Here is a 20,183-nt window from a genome sequence, read left to right on the forward strand (position 1 = left end):
AATTATTAATGGTTTTGGTTAATAGTCAACAATCTAACTAAAACGAATTTAAACAAAAAAGCAATACTCCTGACGGCAGTATTGCTTTTTTTATATTAGAATGCGGTTAAAATTATTTAATGCTAAATAATCCTGCTGGTTTATTTTCAATGTCATCAAAACGTTTTGTACACTCAGCGATAATATCGTAAGCTTCTTTTACGTCTCCCCATCCTTCTACATCTACTTTTTTGTTTTCAAGGTCTTTGTAAACTTGGAAAAAGTGCTCAATTTCTTTTACTAAGTGTGGGTTAATATCAGAAAGATCGTTTAAAGAATTCCAGATTGGATCTGAAACTGGTACACAAATAATTTTCTCGTCTGGTCCTTTATCATCTGCCATGTGGAATACACCGATTGGTTTAACTTCCATAACACATCCAGGAAAAGTTGGCTCGTTTACCAAAACTAATACGTCAAGAGGATCACCGTCTAAAGCTAAAGTTTCTGGAATAAATCCGTAATCAGCCGGGTACATCATTGAAGAGAATAACATTCTGTCGAAACGCATTCTTTTAATTTCAAAATCGTATTCGTATTTATTTCTGCTTCCTCTTGGTATTTCGATTAATACATCGAAAGTCGTTAATTTGTCTGCGGTCATTTTCGTTTTTTAATGTTTCTATAATTTCGGTTGCAAAAATAACTAAACAATCCCTTTTTACAATAAAAAAAGTACATTAATCTATGCATTTTATCCATAAATTAATGTACTTTCTAAGTTATATAACAGAGAGTTAATAAAAGGTTTTACAAATTAACATCTTCAATCAGTTCATCGCTCAAAATACCAGAGCAAATTTCTCTAACTTCTCCTGTCATCCTGATATTAAAATCAGCATCAACATTTATTTTTAATGTTCCGCCCTGCATTTTAATCGTTATATTTTCGTCTACTAAACCTTTCTTTTTCAACACACTTGCCACTGCACAAGACGAACTTCCTGATGCAAGTGTAAATCCTGCTCCTCTTTCCCAAATTAAAACTTCAACTTCATTTCGGTTTATTACTTTGGCAAACTGAACATTGATTCTGTTTGGAAACATTTTATGATTTTCTAAAAATGGTCCAAACTGTTTTATTTCTTCGATATTTAAATCTTCTTTAAGAATAACACAATGCGGATTTCCAACAGAAACACAATTAACATCAAAAGATTTACCATTTGCCTCAATTGTAATGTTATCAACTTCTGGAGTTTCAAATTTTGTTGGAATAAGATCTGATTTGAAAATTGCCTGTCCCATATCGACAGTTATAATTTTCGCTTTATTACTTATCGTTTCTTCAATGGTCGCTTTTACGATTCCACCTTTTGTTTCAACAGTAAATTCATTTTTAGTTATTATTCCGTAATCAAAAACGTATTTACAAAATATACGAAGTCCATTACCGCTTTTCTCAGCTTCAGAACCGTCTGGATTAAAGATTTGCAAACCAATATCAGCACGATTAGAATCAACTAAAAGAAGAATACCGTCAGAACCTATTCCGAAATTTACATTACAGATTCTTGTTATCGCTTTTTGACTAAGTTCGAAAGCAATATTCTTGCTGTCTAGTACTATATACTCATTTCCTAATCCGTGAGTTTTTACAAAGAAATTCTTGTTCATTTGTTTCATTATATTTTATTAATCTGACTAGAAATAGAATCCAAAAGATCCTTTTACAGCAAATTTGTGAGCGTCTGGCATGTCTAAATAATTTCCTCTCCAAGAGAAATCAATACGGAATACTTTGAATATATTTCCAATTCCAGCGTGGTATTCATAATACACTTTTTCTGGAGCATTATAAGGCAATCCAGAAGCATTAATAGCGCGATTAGCATCGGAAATAGTTCCGTGAACGGCTCTAACTCCAATAAACTCTCTCCAATTTAATTTTCTCATAAATGGAATTCTAGCGAATAATCTTCCACCAAAATCATGATTCCATTGCAAAGTAGTATATTGATCGGTTACGAATTCGTAGAAATTCAAGTTACTAAATGTATTTTCAATTGTAAAATACGTTTGGTTACCCGGAATTACACTCATTAATCCCAACGGAATTGTTCCAAAAGTTTTACCTGTTTCAACAATAATATTTGATCTTCCTAAAGGTCCAATTATAATTGGTTGTTTATAAAAAACTTGAATCTTTTCATAAGCAAAATCACTATCCAGAACTCCTTTTAATCCATAACTGAAATTCACAAAGAAATGACTGAACGGACTATCCACTAAATCTCTTTCTACACCATAACCAATTGTTTTACGATTTGGCATATATTCAAACTGAATATTAGCTTCAGATTGTTTCACATCACTTTTGATAACTCCCATTGGATTGGCGGCAGTTGGCAACGTGGTGTAATAATCTAAACTAAAAGTCTTAGAAGCCGATTCTAATGTTCGATAAGAGAATCCTGCAGAAACAATAAAATTCTTCTTCGCCTCCATTTCAACTGAAAGGTTACTTAAATTAATGTTCGTTAATTTTCCGTTACTTCCTGTTGTAAACAATGCAGACGATGCAAAACTTCTCCCTAAAACATCATTTGTAGTCGTTAAACTCGCTCCAATTTGCTCAATATCACGTCTATTTCCTCCAGAAATAATGACACGGTTTTTCTTGTCCACCATCCATTTTCCAGAAACGCCATATTTGAATTTACTATCATCAAATCCGTAAGCCGTATAAGCTTGAATACGCCATGGATCATTTGGTCCAAAATAGGTTCTTCCTCCTACTCTTAGTCGTAAACCTTCAACTTCATTATATCCAAAAGTAGAATAAATAGGACCGTAGTCGAAGTTCTTAAATTCGACATAACCACTTCCTAAAATGGAGACGAGATTGTACAACTGCTTAAATCGCTTGACGGTCTGCAGTGTGTCGAGCATTTTATAAATACCTGCTTCGTCTTTATTTAATTTCTCGAAACGATTTTCTTCCCAGAACTCAGGCGGTCGCTCATAGACCGCATTGTCTATAAAATTGACTTCTTCTTTATAAAATTTCTCTGGTTTTTGAATATTGAATTTATGATTGCGATACAAAGTCGTTCGCTTTCCATAAACTCCTTTTGATTTTTCTTTTTTGTTTAAAGCAAAATCAGACATCATATAATCACGTGTCAGAAGGAAAATAGAATCATTTTCTACTTCAAATTCCTGCTCAATATAAATGTCTTTTACCCAGTTAATATTTGCACTTTTGGTAACGCCCATATTAATTTTTTTGATGGCAAAAGTGGTATCGTTTACCCAAAAATCTCCTTTAAAAGTCAATTCGTTTTTACGTCTTGGATAAAAAACAATATTAAAACACCATTTTTTGTCGATGTACGCACTGTCTTTCAGGACATAATTGTAAACATCAATCCCTGTTTTTGAAAGCGGACTTGTAAAACTTTTATCGAAAAACTTTAGGTGATTATCATAGATATTATAATCTGAATAAAGATCTTTTACAAAGGCTAAAATTTGCTGATTACCCTGAAAACCAGACATTTTATTCCCAGTAAGATTTTCTTTTACTTTCTTTATTTTATTATCACCGTAAACATCATAAACCGATTCGTTGATAAAAATTGGCAAGTATGTTTTTCCCGTAACATCTGAAGTATCAACATGATTAAAAACAAACTCCATTCCTTTGAAAAGTTTGTTTTTCATGAAGGCACTATCAATAGTGTTCATATCAAACTCTACCTTTTCATACTTCTGCATTTCATATTGATTGAATTGGTAAAGTCCATTTTTACGTTTTCTTTCCCAAATTTTCCTCAAAATATCCAGTGCCGGATTATTCTTTTTAGAAGTTTTTCCGGTATAAATTACAACCTCATTAAGAGCTTCGGCTTCGCCTAAAACAATTTTAAAATTATAATTAACTGCTTTGTCCAAAGGCACTTCCTTATCTGAAAATCCTGCAGAACTTACGATCAAAGCGGTATAAGTATTTGGAGATTCTAGATAAAAACGTCCGTCTTCGTTAGAAACGATTCCAGTATTAGAACCTTTAAAAACAACATTTGCAAAAGGTATAGGCTGATTTGATTTGTCTAAGACAATTCCACTCACTTTAGTTTGTGCAGTAGCAAGAGCCGCAAATGCGAATACAAAAAATACGCTGAGTAAAACTAATCTTTTCATTGTCTAGGCAAAAAAAAAACTTCATCAATTAACTATGAATGATGAAGTTTTGTGAGTATTTTAAATGTGTATTATTTGTATAATACTTTTTTAACTGCTTTTACTACATCACCTGCATTTGGCAACCAGTCTTTAAGCAATACTGGAGAGTAAGGTGCAGGAGTATCTGCAGTTGTAATACGTTGAATTGGCGCATCAAGGAAGTCGAAAGCTTGTTCTTGAACGATATAAGAAATTTCAGAAGAAAGGCTGGCAACTGGCCAAGCTTCCTCAAGAATCACTAAACGGTTTGTTTTTTTAACCGATTTTAAGATTGCATCTTTATCCATTGGACGAACTGTTCTTAAATCGATAATTTCACAAGAAATTCCTTCTTTAGCTAATTCATCAGCAGCAATAAAAGCTTCTTTGATGATTTTTCCGAAAGAAACAATAGTTACATCTGTTCCTTCACGTTTAACATCAGCAACCCCAATTGGAATTGTGTATTCTCCATCTGGCACTTCACCTTTGTCACCGTACATTTGCTCAGACTCCATGAAGATTACAGGGTCATTATCACGAATTGCAGATTTTAAAAGTCCTTTTGCATCGTAAGGAGTTGAAGGAACAATAACTTTAAGACCTGGAGTGTTAGCAAACCAGTTTTCTAAAGCTTGTGAGTGAGTAGCTCCTAATTGACCAGCAGAAGCTGTTGGCCCACGGAAAACGATAGGCACATTAAACTGTCCACCTGTCATTTGACGCATTTTAGCAGCGTTATTAATAATTTGATCAATACCAACTAAACAGAAGTTGAATGTCATATATTCTACAATAGGGCGGTTTCCGTTCATTGCCGAACCTACAGCAATTCCCGAAAATCCAAGCTCAGCAATTGGAGTATCGATTACTCTTTTTTCACCAAACTCAGCAAGCATTCCTTTTGAAGCTTTGTAAGCTCCGTTGTATTCTGCAACCTCTTCTCCCATTAAATATATGGATTCATCGCGACGCATTTCTTCGCTCATCGCTTCGCAAATGGCCTCTCTAAATTGTATTGTTCTCATATTTTATATTGTATGTTGAATTTTCTGAAGAGCAAAAATAAATATTTTAAATAACTTAAAAGCATAAATTGAATTTAAAATCGCATGAACTGTTGCACATCTTTCGCTTTTAACTTTTTTAAGTTTATTGTGATATTTACGAAATCGATATAATAACGTATAAATAACACTTATTTCATCACAAATATTTTTTAGACAAACTTTGGTCTATTTGTTGAAATTCTTATTCTATCCAAAATCCATTCATAGAACGCAAAAAACGAAAAGTTAGTATTTTTGTTACAAAATTTAAATCTTTACCTAGGTTGCAAATATTGCAAAATTCCTAACAATCAGGCGAAATGACTATTTTTTCATTTTTAAATCCCGACAAAAGCCTTCCAAAACCATACAATCTGCGAAATCGTAATAGTTTTAAAAAATATTATGCATGCATAGTATAATTATTCCAAATTAAATTCTAAATTTGTAGAAGCATATTATAAATTCAAAATATATACTTATGAAAATACTAGTTTGCATCAGCCATGTGCCTGATACTACTTCTAAAATTAACTTTACCAACGGCGATTCAGAATTTGATACAGCCGGTGTACAATATGTAATTAACCCTAACGACGAATTTGGATTGACTCGTGCAATCTGGTTTCAAGAACAACAAGGAGCAAACGTAACTGTTGTAAACGTTGGAGGTCCTGATACTGAACCAACTTTGCGTAAAGCATTGGCTATTGGTGCAAACGAAGCAATTCGTGTAAACGCAAATCCAACTGATGGATTTTTTGTTGCAAAACAATTGGCAGAAGTAATTAAAAATGGAGGTTACGATCTTGTAATTGCTGGAAAAGAATCTTTAGATTATAACGGAGGAATGGTTCCAGGAATGATTGCTGGAATTTTAGGTTCTAACTTCTTAAACTCTTGTACAGCTTTAACTGTTGACGGAAACAATGTAAAAGCAGTTAGAGAAATCGACGGTGGAAAAGAAACTGTGAGCACTACACTTCCATTAATTATTGGAGCTCAAAAAGGTCTTGTTGAAGAAAAAGACCTTCGTATTCCTAACATGAGAGGAATTATGACAGCAAGAACTAAAGCTTTAACTATCCTTGAGCCAGTTGATGCCCCAGTAAATACAAAAGCGGTAAAATTTGAAAAACCAGCTCCAAAATCGGCAGTAAAATTAGTTTCTGCAGATAATTTAGATGAGTTAATCAATTTATTACATAACGAAGCGAAAGTAATCTAGTAATCAGTTTTCAGTCGTTGTTTTCAGTTTTCAGTACTAACCTGAAACTTGAAACCTGAGACTAATAACCTCTAAACAAAAAAATCATGTCAATATTAATATATGCAGAATCTGCAGAAGGAAAATTTAAAAAAGTAGCTTTCGAATTAGCTTCTTACGCCAAAAAAGTAGCCGAAAGTTTAGGAACAACTGTTACTGCTTTAACAGTAAACATCAGTGATGTAAGCGAGTTAGGCAAATACGGAGTGGATAAAGTTTTAAAAGTAACCAACGATAAATTAGCTGGTTTTACAGCTAAAGCTTACGCTGATGTAATCAAACAAGCTGCTGAAAAAGAAGGAACAAAAGTAGTTTTACTTTCTTCTACAACAGATAGTATTTACCTTTCATCATTAGTTGCCGTAGCTTTAAATGCAGGTTTCGCTTCAAATGTTGTAGGATTACCTGTTAGTACTTCACCATTCCAGGTAAAAAGAAATGCTTTTTCAAACAAGGCTTTCAATATTACTGAAATCGCTACAGATGTAAAAGTTCTTGGTTTGGCTAAAAACTCTTATGGAATTTTTGAAAGTGCAGGAGCTGCAACAGCAGAAGATTTCAACCCAACTATCGGAGACAATGATTTTGGTGTAAAAGTAGAATCTGTAGAAAAAGTTTCTGGAAAAGTTTCTATCGCTGATGCTGATATCGTAGTTTCTGGCGGACGTGGATTAAAAGGTCCTGAAAACTGGGGACTAATTGAAAATTTAGCTGAAGTTTTAGGTGCTGCAACAGCATGTTCTAAACCTGTTTCAGATTTAGGATGGAGACCTCACAGCGAACACGTTGGGCAAACAGGAAAACCAGTTGCAACTAACTTGTACATTGCTGTAGGTATTTCAGGAGCGATCCAACATATTGCTGGAATCAACTCTTCAAAAGTAAAAGTGGTAATCAATAATGACCCAGAAGCTCCTTTCTTCAAAGTTGCTGATTACGGAATTGTTGGAGACGCTTTCGAAATTGTACCACAATTAACAGAGAAATTAAAAGCTTTCAAAGCTCAGCATTCTTAATTTAAAATTCTCTCTAAAAATATAGCTGCCTAAAAACAAGATAATCGTATCTTTGTTTTAAGGCAGCTTTTTTGTTCCATATTTTTTGACTAAAATTGCACCTTTATTTTTTAATCAAAAAAAGCATAAAACTGTGGTCTTAACTACCACTTTTACAAACATATATGAGTCTAGTAAAATTATCTATAAAAGGAATTTCATACAGCCAAACTCAAAATGGCGCTTATGCCTTAATTCTGAATGAAGTTGATGGTGAAAGAAAATTACCTATTGTTATTGGCGCTTTTGAAGCTCAATCGATAGCTATTGCCTTAGAAAAAGAAATAAAACCACCTCGTCCGTTAACTCACGATTTGTTCAAAAACTTTGCAGAAAGATTTGACATAGTAGTAAAACAGGTCATCATTCACAAACTTGTTGATGGTGTTTTTTACTCTAGTTTAATTTGCGAAAGAGACAAAATCGAAGAAATAATCGATGCCCGAACTTCTGATGCAATTGCATTGGCACTTCGTTTCAATGCACCGATTTTTACTTATAAAAACATCTTAGATAAAGCCGGAATTTATTTAAAATCAAATACGGCCGATACCGATCAGGGCGCTCAAGAAATCGACGATGTACTTTCTAATCCGGAGACTTTTGGACACGAAGAAGAAACCAATCAATCTGGTGATGTTTATGCAAAGCACACTTTGCAGGAACTTAACGATCTTTTAGATCAGGCCGTTTCTCAGGAAGATTACGAAAAAGCAGCCAAAATTAGAGACGAAATCTCAAGAAGATAAATTCAATGTTTAATCGTTGAACCGTTTATTCGTTAAATCGATTAAACAATTAAACGAATAACCGAATAAACAAACAAATGAAACAATATTTAGATTTAGTAAAACACGTTTTAGAAAACGGAAATCAAAAAGGAGACCGTACTGGAACTGGAACTAAAAGCGTTTTCGGTTATCAGATGCGTTTTGATTTAAGTGAAGGTTTCCCGATGGTTACGACTAAAAAGCTACATTTAAAATCAATCATTTACGAATTACTTTGGTTTTTAAAGGGAGATACCAATATTAAATATCTTCAGGAAAACGGAGTGAAAATTTGGGATGAATGGGCAGATTCAAATGGTGATTTAGGGCCAGTTTATGGACATCAATGGAGAAACTGGAATAGCGAAGAAATTGATCAGATTTCTGAATTAATTACGGAATTAAAAACGAATCCGAACAGTCGTAGAATGTTGGTTTCTGCATGGAATCCTTCAGTTTTACCAGATACTAAAAAGTCTTTTGAAGAAAATGTAGCTAATAATAAAGCTGCATTGCCTCCATGTCACGCCTTTTTTCAGTTTTATGTTGCTGCTCCAGATTTAGAAAAAGGAGAAACAAAAGGAAAATTATCTTGTCAATTATACCAAAGAAGCGCTGATATATTTTTAGGCGTTCCTTTTAATATTGCTTCTTATGCTTTATTAACCATGATGATTGCTCAGGTTTGCGATTTAGAAGCTGGTGAATTTATTCACACTTTTGGTGATGCTCATATTTACAACAATCATTTTGAGCAATTAGAACTGCAATTGACACGTGAACCAAAACCATTACCAAAAATGATTTTAAATCCTGAGATTAAAAACATTTTTGATTTTGATTTCAATGACTTTACACTCGTAGATTACGATCCGCATCCTGCCATAAAAGGAAGTGTCGCTGTATAATTATAAAAAAATCCGCTTAAAATTTAAGCGGATTTTTTTATACAACTAAAACACTATTTTCACTTCCGGCATAATCATTCCATTTGTAAAAATCGGCTTCTGGATCGTTCACATAAATTCCGTCGATTACATACTTAAACTCGTAAATCGCGTCTTTAACCAAATCATAAGTAGCTTTAAAAGTTCCGTTTTTTAACTTACTTAAAGTTCCTTCTGAAGGATTCCAGTTGTTGAAATCGCCTACGACTGCTGCCGAATCAGCGTCTTTAGCATCAATAGAAAATGTAACTTTAACAACAGGCTTTGTTTTGATAAATTGTTTCTTCAAAGACATAACTATTTAGTTTTTAGATTTATACATCTAAAATTAAATAAAATAGATCAAACCCTCACTACATTGCTAACCGATTTATCATAATACCAAAAACAGCACACTATTTTAGTTATATCTGTAATTTATAGCATCTAAAATTTTGCTTTTCAAATTCTTAGCTCAATTTAAGCCAAATAATCCATCTTCAAAATATTGACTTTCAAAAATAAATTTTAACTTTATGATCTCATTTTTATCTTATGGAAAAAGAAGTACACGAACAATACGAATACGCTAGACGCCGATTGAGACAAAAAAAAGTCCTATACCTACATTTTGTTCTTTTCCTTTTAGGAAGTTTATTTTTATTTGTTGCTAATAGATTTTTTGGGTTTGGAGAAGGTACTACTCAAAATTGGTGTATCTGGGGCATTACGATTTGGCTTTTTCTTTTTATTCTTCATTTTATAAAAGTGTACATTACCGACCGTTTTATGAATAAAAAATGGGAAAGAGAACAAATTGACCGATTAGTGGCTTTACAGCAAAAAAGAATCAGTCAGCTTGAATCTTCTATTAATGAAGAGAGTGAAAATAAAATTTAGTTAAGCATACCATGATTATAATGATAGCGGCTGCAGCCGAAAATAATGCGCTTGGAAAAAACAACGAATTGGTGTGGCATCTCCCAAATGATTTTAAAAGATTTAAATCACTTACTACAGGTCATCATATTATTATGGGAAGAAAAACTTTTGAGAGTTTCCCAAAACCACTACCTAATCGTGTTCACATTGTAATTTCACGTCAGGAAAATTATCATCCAGAAGGATGTATTGTTGTCGACAGTATAGAAAAGGCACTTGCAGCATGCCCTGAAAATGATGATAGCTACATTATCGGTGGTGGTGAGATTTACAATCTAGGCCTTCCATTTACAGATATAATAGAATTAACAAAAGTTCATCACACTTTTGAAGCAGATGCTTTTTTTCCAAAAATCAATAAAAACGAATGGCTTTTGGTAGAATCTGAAGAAAACTATAAAGATGAAAAGCATCTTTATGATTATACCTATGAAACTTACATTAGAAAATAAATAAAAAACATCCTCTTTTAGGGAGGATGTTTTTAAAATAATTGGTCTTTTGATCTGACTCGCTCAAGAAATCGTTTTTGTTTAAAAATCACTAATGTTAGAAACATTGGTAATAACTGAATAACATTTTATGTTATTTGAGACATAAAATCTCAAAACGCCTTTAATAACAAATACCACTAAGATATTAAAGGCAGAAAATTAAAATTTCCAAAAACAAATTTAATCCTAAGAACGTATTTTGCACTATTAATTAGTATTTCCCCCCAAGAACAATACTTACAAAACTTTTTCAAGAACAAATGAAATTACAAGCGCAAAAAAAGCAACCATCTGTTTAAGTCATCGCAATAATACCAATCATTAAAACTTTAATCATTTTTACTTTAGCAAAGTTGCTCATATTAGGGTAATTACACAATACCAAGTTTTAGGGATATTGCCAAAATACCTAGATTTAGGGATGTCTGAATGTTGCAGTAATTCATTCTCAAACAAATCCTTCAAAACATTTATTTTACAAATCAAAAAACTCAATTACAGTTAATCTAGATTGTTTATATTTGCCTAAATAAAAAAAATGTCTGAAAAAATAACTCCGTATAAAGACTCTTCACTAGGTAAAAAAGAGCAGGTAACCCAAATGTTTGACACCATTTCCGGGAATTACGACAATTTAAATCGTGTAATTTCATTTGGTATTGATGTTAAATGGCGTAAAAAAGTATTAAAAATAGTATCAGACAAAAAACCAAAGGTTATTCTTGATATCGCAACAGGAACTGGTGATTTAGCCATTTTATTAGCACAAACTAATGCTGAAAAAATTATTGGCCTAGATATTTCAGCTGGAATGCTGGAAGTGGGAAAAAAGAAAGTTCAAGAAAAAAATCTTTCTAACACCATTGAATTAGTTTTAGGAGATTCTGAAAACATGCCTTTTGAAGACAATTACTTTGACGCTATCACTGTTGGCTTTGGAGTTAGAAACTTTGAAAATCTTGAAAAAGGTTTTGCAGAAATCTTAAGAGTCTTGAAACCAAATGGTGTTTTCGTTATATTAGAAACTTCCGTTCCAGATAAATTTCCTTATAAACAAGGTTACAATTTTTACAGCAAAAATATACTTCCATTAATTGGAAAATTATTTTCTAAAGATAACGACGCTTATGGCTATTTATCTGAATCGGCTGCTGCTTTTCCGTATGGAGAAGCCTTAAACAATATTTTGAGAAAAACTGGGTTTATAGATGTTGTGGCAATGCCGCAAACTTTTGGTGTCGCAACGATTTATTCTGCATCTAAAAAATAGTATGAAAAAAGCTGTAATCTTAATTTTATTAGTCTTAACAACAAAAGGACACTCGCAATTTGCTAAAAATATGTTTAGCAAAGATCCTATTATTAACCTTGAAAACTGGCAAAAGCAGCGTGTCTATTTTGGCTATTTTTTAGGTTTTAATAGTTTTGACTTTAAGTTTGATTACAAAACTCCCGTACAAAATGATATTCAGGTAAAAAAAACTACCGGTTTTAACGTAGGAGTTGTAGCCGATTTAAGACTACAGGAATACATTAATCTTCGTTTTGAACCGGGATTGTATTACACAAAACGCGACCTTTATTATCCAGGTATAGGAAATTTGGAAAGTGACTATTTGAGAGAAGTAAACAGTACCTATATTCACTTTCCTTTATTATTAAAATTTTCTGCTTTACGTACCGGAAATGTTCGCCCATATTTAGTTGGCGGTATGTCAACTACTTTAAACTTGTCCAGTAATGCGAAATCTCCTGATGATAACTGGCAACAGAAATTTAGAGTTAAACAATGGACCGCAGCATACGAAGTAGGTTTTGGAATCGATATTTTTACCGAATATTTTATTTTTTCTCCTTCTGTAAGAGGTATGTTCGGTATTACTAATGAGATAATTCGCGATAATGTTACCGCAGAACATCCGATTAGCCCTTACACTGACAATATCGATTCTATGAAATCCAGAGCAATTTTAGTAAATTTCACTTTTCATTAAAACAAAATCTTAACTATTTCGTTTAAATTCACTAAGAATAATTGCTGTCGCAGTAGCTACATTTAAACTTTCCGTTTTTTGAAGCTCTCCGAATCTTGGAATTGTAAGACGAGAAGTCACTATTTTCTCAATCTCTTCAGAAATACCATTGGCTTCATTACCCATAATAATGATTCCATCTTGCGGTAATTGAGAATGATAAATATTAGCTCCGTCCATGAACGTTCCAAAAACAGGTAGTTTAGTTTGAGCAAGAAAAGTTTTTAAGTCAATATAATTTACATTTACTCTGGTAATCGAGCCCATTGTTGCCTGCACTACTTTCGGATTGTAGATGTCTACCGTTTCTTTAGAACAAATTACTTGTTTGATACCAAACCAATCGCAAAGACGCAAAATGGTTCCTAAATTTCCGGGATCTCTAATATCGTCTAAAGCCAAAATCAGACCTGAATCGGTTATTTTGTTTTCGGCTGGCATTTTAAAAACTGCCAAACAAGAATTTGGAGTCGATAAAGCACTTATTTTTTTTAGTTCTTGCTCATTAATTAGAGTTCGTTTTGAAGCTTGAACTGTTTCAAAATCATTCAGTGTGGTGTATAAATGTTCTAATTCAAAATTGGATTGCAGCAATTCTTGAATTACTTTTACTCCTTCAGCAAAAAATAATTGATTTGCAAAACGCTGCTTTTTTTGATGTAAACTCGAGATAAGTTTTATTTGGTTTTTACTAACCATAAAATAATGTACTTTTGAATTAAATATTAAAAAACACTTGAAAAATAATTCCACAAAAATAATAGCATTTCTTCTAATTGCAATATTAATTTGCGCTTGTAATGCCGTAAAAAGAGTTCCCGATGGAAAAAATCTTCTTGTAAAAAATAATATTTTGGTAAACGGAAAGTCAACAAATGACGAAACGGCATCTAATCAAATGTATCAAAAACCTAATGGGACACTGTTAGGCTACAAACTTCGATTAAATTTATACAATTTAGCCAATTTAAATCCAGATTCTACTTATCAGGCGAAATTCAAAAATAATCCTGGCAAGTATGAGCGCATGTCTAAACTATTGTCTGCAAAACAAGTTGATCGTTTGGGACAATCTTTTTATTACAAAGGAATTCATGAATTTTTAAAAAATACTGGAGAAGCTCCTGTGATTATTGATACCGCCAGAACTAAAAAGTCGTTATTGCGCTTAAAATACTATTATTTCAATAATGGTTTTTTTAATGTTAAAACCGATTACACTATAGATACGGTTGGATTTAAAAGAGCAGCAATCAATTACAACATTACAACAGGCCCTGCTTATAAACTAGACACTATCAGTACTAATATCCTGACTCCAGCCTTAGATTCATTGTATAAAACCAACAATGAACCTTCAGTATTAAAATCTGGAAGTCAATACAAAACTACGGATTTTGAAGAAGAGAAAAATCGTATTACGACATATTTCAGAAATCATGGCGCATACTATTTTCAGCCAACTTATGTAACATTTGACATTGATACAATTGGCAAAAAAGCCAAAGCCAATGTAACTTTAAACATTAGCAATAATGTGATTCAGGGAAGAGATTCGAGTAGAACAGAACCTTTTAAGCTATACAAGATTAGTGATGTAAATATTTATACAGACTATTCTGCCGCAAACTCAAAGAAAAAACCAACTGACAGCACAACTTACAACAACTTTAATCTTTACAGTTTCAACAAATTAAAGTACAAACCTAGAGCAATCACAGATGCTATTTTTATCACCAAAGGAAGCACTTTTGCTGATTTTAGAACAACCCTTTCTTCGCGATATTTAAACAACTTAAAGATTTTCAACTATCCATCAATACAATATGAAGTTGACAAAAGAGATTCTACAGCACAATCTCTTATTGCCAATGTTTATTTAACTCCACGAAAAAAATACAGCTTTGGGGCAACCTTTGACGTAACCCATTCTAATATTCAGGATTTCGGAATTGGAGCTAGTGTTTCCCAAACTATCCGAAATGTATTTAATCGTGCCGAAACTTTGGAGATTTCTGCCCGATTGAATATTGGTTCATCCAGAGATATGGCCAATCCAAACAATAATTTCTTCAATGTCTCGGAATATGGTTTGGATATGAAATTGAATTTTCCAAGGATTTTACTTCCATTTGGAACAGAAAAAATTATTCCTAAAAGTATGATTCCTTATACCTCGGTAACTTCAGGTTTTTCTAAACAAAGAAACATTGGTTTGGACAAAGAAAACTTTACGGGTGGTATTTCTTACAACTGGACACCTAAACGTTATAACACTGCAAAACTGGAATTGCTGAACGCTCAGTTTGTTCGTAATTTAAATCCGGATAATTATTTTAGAGTTTATACTTCGTCTTATAATGACTTGAATAATATTGGAAAAGATTACAATACAAACGAAGAATACTGGGGAGATACTCCTGAAGAACGAGCTAAAGAAAACTTAAGTATACCAAAGGGAACAACAGGTTTTACAAATGATGTTTTGACTGACAACACTACTTTAAGGCCTGGCGATGCAAAATATCAAGAAGTTTCAAGTATTGAAGAAAGAAGAATACGTTTGACGGAAAATGACTTTATTCTGGCAACTAGTTACACCTTCACTAAAACAACAAAAAAAGACTTAGCCGATAATAATTTCTATCAATTTAGAACTAAAATTGAATCAGCAGGAACGTTATTAACCCTCGTATCTGAGATCGGAAATCTTCCAAAAAACAATAGAGGGAATTACGAAATTTTTAATTTGGAATATTCCGAATATCTTAAAACTGAGTTTGATTACATTAAACACTGGGATTTCGGAAAAGAAAAAGTATTGGCCGTTCGAACTTTCTTTGGAATTGCAGTTCCTTTTGGAAATTCAAACTACATTCCTTTTTCACGAAGTTATTATTCGGGAGGTTCCAATGACAACCGTGGCTGGCAACCTTATTCTTTAGGACCAGGAAGTACAAATGCAATAAACGACTTTAATGAGGCCAATATGAAAATCGCTGCAAGTGCCGAATTTCGCTTCAAAATTTTTGGAGATGTTAAGGGAGCCATCTTTGCAGATGCCGGAAATATCTGGAATGTACTCGATAATGTGGTAGATCCGAAAGCAAAATTTGACAACTTAAACGATTTAGAAGAAATTGCTTTAGGCACAGGATTTGGTTTACGATACGATTTAAGCTTTTTTGTTATTCGTTTAGATTTAGGCTTTAAGACCTATAATCCGGCGCATGACAAGGGAGACAGATGGTTTAAAGAATACAATTTTGGGCACTCGGTTTTAAATTTTGGAATAAATTATCCGTTCTAATGCTAATTAATTCTTATTTTTGCAACCTAAAAACTAAAAACAACTATAAAAAAAATTACAATGGCACACAACATTAAACCAGGAGTAGCTACAGGAGATCAAGTACAAGAGATCTTTAATTATGCTAAAGAGAAAGGTTTTGCCCTTCCGGCAGTAAACGTTACTGGATCAAGCACAATTAATGGAGTTCTTGAAACTGCAGCAAAACTAAACGCGCCAGTTATCATTCAATTTTCTAACGGTGGAGCACAATTCAACGCTGGAAAAGGATTATCAAATGCAGGTGAAAAAGCAGCAATCGCGGGAGGAATCGCAGGAGCAAAACATATTCACACTTTGGCAGAAGCTTACGGTGCAACTGTAATTTTACACACTGACCACTGCGCAAAAAAACTTTTACCTTGGATTGATGGTTTATTAGATGCTTCTGAAAAACACTTCGCAGAAACAGGAAAACCATTATTCAGTTCTCACATGATCGATTTGTCTGAGGAGCCAATCGAAGAAAACATCGAGATCTGTAAAGAATATTTAGCTAGAATGAGCAAAATGGGCATGACATTGGAAATCGAGCTTGGTATTACAGGTGGAGAAGAAGATGGTGTTGACAACTCTGATGTTGACAGCTCAAAATTATATACACAACCAGAAGAAGTAGCTTACGCTTACGAAGAATTATCTAAAGTGAGCCCTAAATTTACAATTGCTGCTGCTTTCGGAAACGTTCACGGTGTTTACAAACCAGGAAACGTAAAATTAACTCCAAAAATCTTAAAAAATTCTCAGGATTTCGTACAAAACAAATTCAACACAGGACACAATCCAGTTGATTTCGTATTCCACGGAGGTTCAGGTTCTACACTTGAAGAAATCAGAGAAGGAATTAGCTACGGAGTTATCAAAATGAACATTGATACAGATTTACAGTTCGCATATACTGAAGGAATCCGTGACTATATGGTTAAAAATTTAGATTATTTAAAATCTCAAATTGGTAACCCAGAAGGTGCTGATGCTCCAAACAAAAAATACTATGACCCAAGAAGATGGGTACGTGAAAGTGAAGTAACATTCAACGCAAGATTGGAGCAAGCTTTTGCAGACTTAAATAACGTGAATACACTATAATTTTTAGATATCTGATTTTAGATTTTAGATTTCTTTCTGGAATCTAAAATCTAAAGTCTAAAATCTTAAATCTTAAATTTTAAAAAATGGCTTGGTTTAAAAGACAAGAAAAAGGGATTACAACCGCTACAGAAGACAAGATGGACGTTCCGAAAGGATTGTGGTACAAATCTCCTACTGGAAAAATTATTGATGCTGACGAATTAGCGAGAAATTTATTCGTTAGTCCTGAAGATGATTTTCATGTTCGAATTGGAAGCGCAACCTATTTTGAAATTTTATTCGACAACAACGAATTTGTTGAGTTAGATAAAAACATGACTTCTAAAGATCCTTTGCACTTTGTGGATACAAAAAAATATGCAGAGCGTTTGAAAGATGTAATGGAAAAAACTCACCTTAAAGACGCTGTACGTACGGGAGTAGGAAAATCTAAAGGAAGAGAACTTGTAATCTGCTGTATGGATTTTGCTTTTATTGGTGGATCTATGGGAGCAGTTGTAGGGGAAAAAATTGCTAGAGGTATTGATCATGCGATCAAAAACAAATTGCCTTTTGTAATGATTTCTAAATCTGGCGGAGCTCGTATGATGGAAGCTGCTTATTCGTTAATGCAATTAGCAAAAACTTCTGTAAAACTAGCTCAATTAGCTGAAGCTAAATTACCTTACATCTCTCTTTGTACAGACCCAACAACTGGAGGAACAACTGCATCATACGCTATGTTAGGAGACATCAATATCTCTGAGCCAGGCGCATTGATTGGTTTTGCTGGTCCACGTGTTGTACGTGACACTACAGGAAAAGATTTACCTGAAGGTTTCCAAACTGCTGAGTTCTTATTAGAGCACGGTTTCTTAGACTTTATCACGCCAAGAAAAGAATTGAAAGATAAGATTAACTTATACATCGATTTGATTCAAAACAATGATATTCGATAGTTTTAAAACTATTTAAAATAGAAAATCCCAAGAAAATTGCTTCTTGGGATTTTTTTATATCTTTATTTTAAATCTGATTCTTTATGGCTAGAATTTTTATTGGTTTTATGATTTGTTTTCTTCTTTTGAATTGTGCTAAGAAAAAAGAAAAGATTGTTATTAAAAATAAACCATATATCATTTCTTATGAGGATAAAAAACTTCAAAACTATATTGATTCTTTAAAAGAAAGTAAAAGTAATTTCGTTGCATTTCCTCGAAAAGGTTTTTACGGAGAACATCAGCTTATTATTGATAAAAAGGGTGATTTTTATTTTTATCAAAAAGAATACTTTATGGCACTTTGCAGTTATGGCAGCGAAAACGACACTCTACCGCATTTTCTAGGTTTAAAACCAAAAGACATTGTTAGAATTCCTCAAAAAAACTTAACTGATTTTCTTTCTGAAAATATTCTCAAAAAAGAAAAAAACAGACAAATATTAATTATTGCTTCTCAAAAAGATACCATTACAAATACTTCCTTTTTCGAGTTTTTAAATACTAAAAATATTGGAACTTATTTCATAAGAAGAACTACTCAAGAAGAAGATACGGTTATAAAATATAAAAACAACGACAGTAAACATATCTATTACTATCCTGACTCTATCAAATGGGATAAAACAAGAATAAAACTTCCTAAAAAATTAAGCTAAAGTCTTTTTATTACTTAAAAATATATCTAGCTAAAGCTGGAGGCAATTCATTATAAAAAACCTTAGAATCTTAGTCTCTCAGAACCTTAGCAACTTCAAAAATCTACATTCCCGTTCTAATAGCCTCAACTGGATCTAAATTTGCTGCTGAAATTGCTGGTAAAATTCCAGAAATCAATCCGATTAATGCAGCCAAACTTGTTCCTAAAATTATATTTCCTAGACTGAGAACAAATTCAAAATCGAGCAATTTTGTTAAAGCGAATGCAATTCCCCAGACCATCAATAAACCGATAATCCCACCAATAACGGATAGAATTACCGCTTCGAATAAAAATTGAAACAAGATAAATTTATTTTTCGCTCCTAAAGACTTCTGGATTCCGATAAGATTGGTTCTTTCTTTAACCGAAACAAACATAATATTGGCAATTCCAAAACCTCCAACCAAAAGAGAAAATCCGCTGATGATCCAGCCTACCACATTCATCTGCCCTATAATTCCGTCAATAAAATCAGTAAATCCAGAAAGTACATTAATAAAAAAATTATCCATCTCTCCTGCTTTCATACCTCGAATTACTCTTAATTTTTGAGCAACTTCTGCCTTGTAAGCATCCATATCGACACCTTTTACCGGTTTTAAAACAATTACAGGTGTCATCGAATCACTGTCGCCGTACATTCTCCTTAAAAAATTAGCAGGAAGATAAACAGAAGTATCATTACTATCTCCAAAAAATCCAGCTCCTTGTTTCGCCATTACCCCAATAACAGTAAATCGTTGTCCATATAAACGGATATTTTTCCCCAACGGATCTGTTGAACCGAAAAGCCCATCAGCAATATCATATCCAAGCACAATAACTGGCGTCCCTGAATTAGATTCTGATTCATTGTAAAATCTTCCTTTATCAAAACTCAATCCGTCGATATCTACCATTTCGCTTGATGCTGGAACAATATTAACATCACTAACGGTTTTAGAATCGTATTTTAAAGTTTCTCTGTTTACAAAAAGCTGATACCCCACCTGATCTGTATTATTCAAAGAGTTTTTCAAGGCAACATACTCATCATATTTCACATTTGGAAACTGTTCTCTTTTCCATTGTGGAATTCCAGACGGTCCAAAACTGAATTTCATTAAATAAATCGTATTTTTATCTAAGCTGCTCAAATCTTTGGAGATTTTTTTGTCTAAAGAATCAACAGCAGCCAAAACAGCAATAATTGAAAAAATACCAATTGTTACACCAAGCAGTGACAACAACGTACGTAATTTATTATTTCGCAAAGCATTGATGGCAAAGCTGAGGCTTTCTTTTAATAATCTTAAATAAACAAGCATATTTTAGTATTTT

19 protein-coding genes are annotated in these 20,183 nt (G+C 33.0%); 12 read left to right on the forward strand and 7 right to left on the reverse strand.

Annotated features, from left to right (window positions below; genetic code table 11):
* Positions 1–112 precede the first annotated feature (112 nt).
* The 4 genes from NQQ59_RS12665 to NQQ59_RS12680 form a co-directional block, all read right to left on the reverse strand.
* Positions 113–643 carry an inorganic diphosphatase gene (locus tag NQQ59_RS12665; protein WP_111288276.1) on the reverse strand — a complete coding sequence of 177 codons (531 nt, stop codon included), beginning with the start codon at positions 641–643 and terminating at the stop codon, positions 113–115.
* A gap of 146 nt (positions 644–789) precedes the next feature.
* Entirely contained in the window at positions 790–1,656 is an 867-nt protein-coding gene (gene dapF, locus NQQ59_RS12670; protein ID WP_144215626.1) for a diaminopimelate epimerase, read from the reverse strand.
* Positions 1,657–1,683: 27 nt separating this feature from the next.
* Positions 1,684–4,185, reverse strand: coding sequence for a DUF5686 and carboxypeptidase-like regulatory domain-containing protein (locus tag NQQ59_RS12675; protein WP_144215627.1), 2,502 nt, complete (start codon positions 4,183–4,185; stop codon positions 1,684–1,686).
* 71 nt (positions 4,186–4,256) lie between these two features.
* Positions 4,257–5,234, reverse strand: coding sequence for a pyruvate dehydrogenase complex E1 component subunit beta (locus NQQ59_RS12680; RefSeq protein ID WP_109191633.1), 978 nt, complete (start codon positions 5,232–5,234; stop codon positions 4,257–4,259).
* 502 nt (positions 5,235–5,736) lie between these two features.
* Between NQQ59_RS12680 and NQQ59_RS12685 the strand changes: the two genes are divergently transcribed.
* The 4 genes from NQQ59_RS12685 (at position 5,737) to NQQ59_RS12700 (ending at position 9,255) form a co-directional block, all read left to right on the forward strand.
* Positions 5,737–6,483 (forward strand): electron transfer flavoprotein subunit beta/FixA family protein, encoded by a 747-nt coding sequence (locus tag NQQ59_RS12685; protein WP_144215628.1) that lies wholly within the window; start codon positions 5,737–5,739, stop codon positions 6,481–6,483.
* An 86-nt stretch (positions 6,484–6,569) separates the two neighbouring features.
* Entirely contained in the window at positions 6,570–7,538 is a 969-nt protein-coding gene (locus NQQ59_RS12690; RefSeq protein ID WP_144215629.1) for an electron transfer flavoprotein subunit alpha/FixB family protein, read from the forward strand.
* Positions 7,539–7,702: 164 nt separating this feature from the next.
* The gene (locus tag NQQ59_RS12695) at positions 7,703–8,326 is read left to right on the forward strand and encodes a bifunctional nuclease family protein (RefSeq protein ID WP_144215630.1); all 624 of its coding nucleotides are present in this window, start codon (positions 7,703–7,705) and stop codon (positions 8,324–8,326) included.
* A gap of 77 nt (positions 8,327–8,403) precedes the next feature.
* Positions 8,404–9,255 carry a thymidylate synthase gene (locus tag NQQ59_RS12700; RefSeq protein WP_144215631.1) on the forward strand — a complete coding sequence of 284 codons (852 nt, stop codon included), beginning with the start codon at positions 8,404–8,406 and terminating at the stop codon, positions 9,253–9,255.
* 37 nt (positions 9,256–9,292) lie between these two features.
* Here NQQ59_RS12700 and NQQ59_RS12705 read toward each other — a convergent pair whose 3' ends face one another.
* A complete protein-coding gene (locus tag NQQ59_RS12705) occupies positions 9,293–9,589 on the reverse strand; it encodes an isoamylase early set domain-containing protein (RefSeq protein WP_144215632.1) in 297 nt (98 codons plus the stop codon).
* Positions 9,590–9,828: 239 nt separating this feature from the next.
* On the opposite strand from NQQ59_RS12705, the gene NQQ59_RS12710 reads away from it, so the two are divergent.
* The 4 genes from NQQ59_RS12710 (at position 9,829) to porT (ending at position 12,703) form a co-directional block, all read left to right on the forward strand.
* Positions 9,829–10,173, forward strand: a complete 345-nt coding sequence (locus NQQ59_RS12710; protein ID WP_144215633.1) for a 2TM domain-containing protein — start codon at positions 9,829–9,831, stop codon at positions 10,171–10,173.
* A gap of 11 nt (positions 10,174–10,184) precedes the next feature.
* Entirely contained in the window at positions 10,185–10,667 is a 483-nt protein-coding gene (locus tag NQQ59_RS12715) for a dihydrofolate reductase (RefSeq protein WP_144215634.1), read from the forward strand.
* A 580-nt stretch (positions 10,668–11,247) separates the two neighbouring features.
* The gene (gene ubiE, locus NQQ59_RS12720) at positions 11,248–11,979 is read left to right on the forward strand and encodes a bifunctional demethylmenaquinone methyltransferase/2-methoxy-6-polyprenyl-1,4-benzoquinol methylase UbiE (protein ID WP_144215635.1); all 732 of its coding nucleotides are present in this window, start codon (positions 11,248–11,250) and stop codon (positions 11,977–11,979) included.
* 1 nt (position 11,980) lies between these two features.
* On the forward strand, positions 11,981–12,703 hold the full coding sequence (porT, locus tag NQQ59_RS12725) for a type IX secretion/gliding motility protein PorT/SprT (RefSeq protein WP_144215636.1): 723 nt from the start codon (positions 11,981–11,983) through the stop codon (positions 12,701–12,703).
* A gap of 9 nt (positions 12,704–12,712) precedes the next feature.
* Here porT and NQQ59_RS12730 read toward each other — a convergent pair whose 3' ends face one another.
* A complete protein-coding gene (locus tag NQQ59_RS12730; protein ID WP_144215637.1) occupies positions 12,713–13,441 on the reverse strand; it encodes a TrmH family RNA methyltransferase in 729 nt (242 codons plus the stop codon).
* A 37-nt stretch (positions 13,442–13,478) separates the two neighbouring features.
* Between NQQ59_RS12730 and tamL the strand changes: the two genes are divergently transcribed.
* The 4 genes from tamL (at position 13,479) to NQQ59_RS12750 (ending at position 18,819) form a co-directional block, all read left to right on the forward strand.
* A complete protein-coding gene (gene tamL / locus NQQ59_RS12735) occupies positions 13,479–16,052 on the forward strand; it encodes a translocation and assembly module lipoprotein TamL (RefSeq protein WP_144215638.1) in 2,574 nt (857 codons plus the stop codon).
* A gap of 60 nt (positions 16,053–16,112) precedes the next feature.
* Positions 16,113–17,180: a class II fructose-bisphosphate aldolase gene (fbaA, locus tag NQQ59_RS12740; protein WP_035645669.1), complete on the forward strand. Its 1,068-nt coding sequence runs from the start codon at positions 16,113–16,115 to the stop codon at positions 17,178–17,180.
* 86 nt (positions 17,181–17,266) lie between these two features.
* Complete coding sequence (gene accD / locus NQQ59_RS12745) at positions 17,267–18,121, forward strand: acetyl-CoA carboxylase, carboxyltransferase subunit beta (protein ID WP_026728501.1); 855 nt, start codon at positions 17,267–17,269, stop codon at positions 18,119–18,121.
* Positions 18,122–18,204: 83 nt separating this feature from the next.
* Positions 18,205–18,819 (forward strand): hypothetical protein, encoded by a 615-nt coding sequence (locus tag NQQ59_RS12750; protein WP_144215639.1) that lies wholly within the window; start codon positions 18,205–18,207, stop codon positions 18,817–18,819.
* A gap of 103 nt (positions 18,820–18,922) precedes the next feature.
* On the opposite strand, the gene NQQ59_RS12755 is transcribed toward NQQ59_RS12750, so the two are convergent.
* Positions 18,923–20,170, reverse strand: a complete 1,248-nt coding sequence (locus NQQ59_RS12755; protein WP_144215640.1) for an ABC transporter permease — start codon at positions 20,168–20,170, stop codon at positions 18,923–18,925.
* Positions 20,171–20,183 lie beyond the last annotated feature (13 nt).

This window comes from Flavobacterium panacis (assembly GCF_024649945.1).
In the GTDB taxonomy this organism is placed as follows: domain Bacteria; phylum Bacteroidota; class Bacteroidia; order Flavobacteriales; family Flavobacteriaceae; genus Flavobacterium; species Flavobacterium panacis.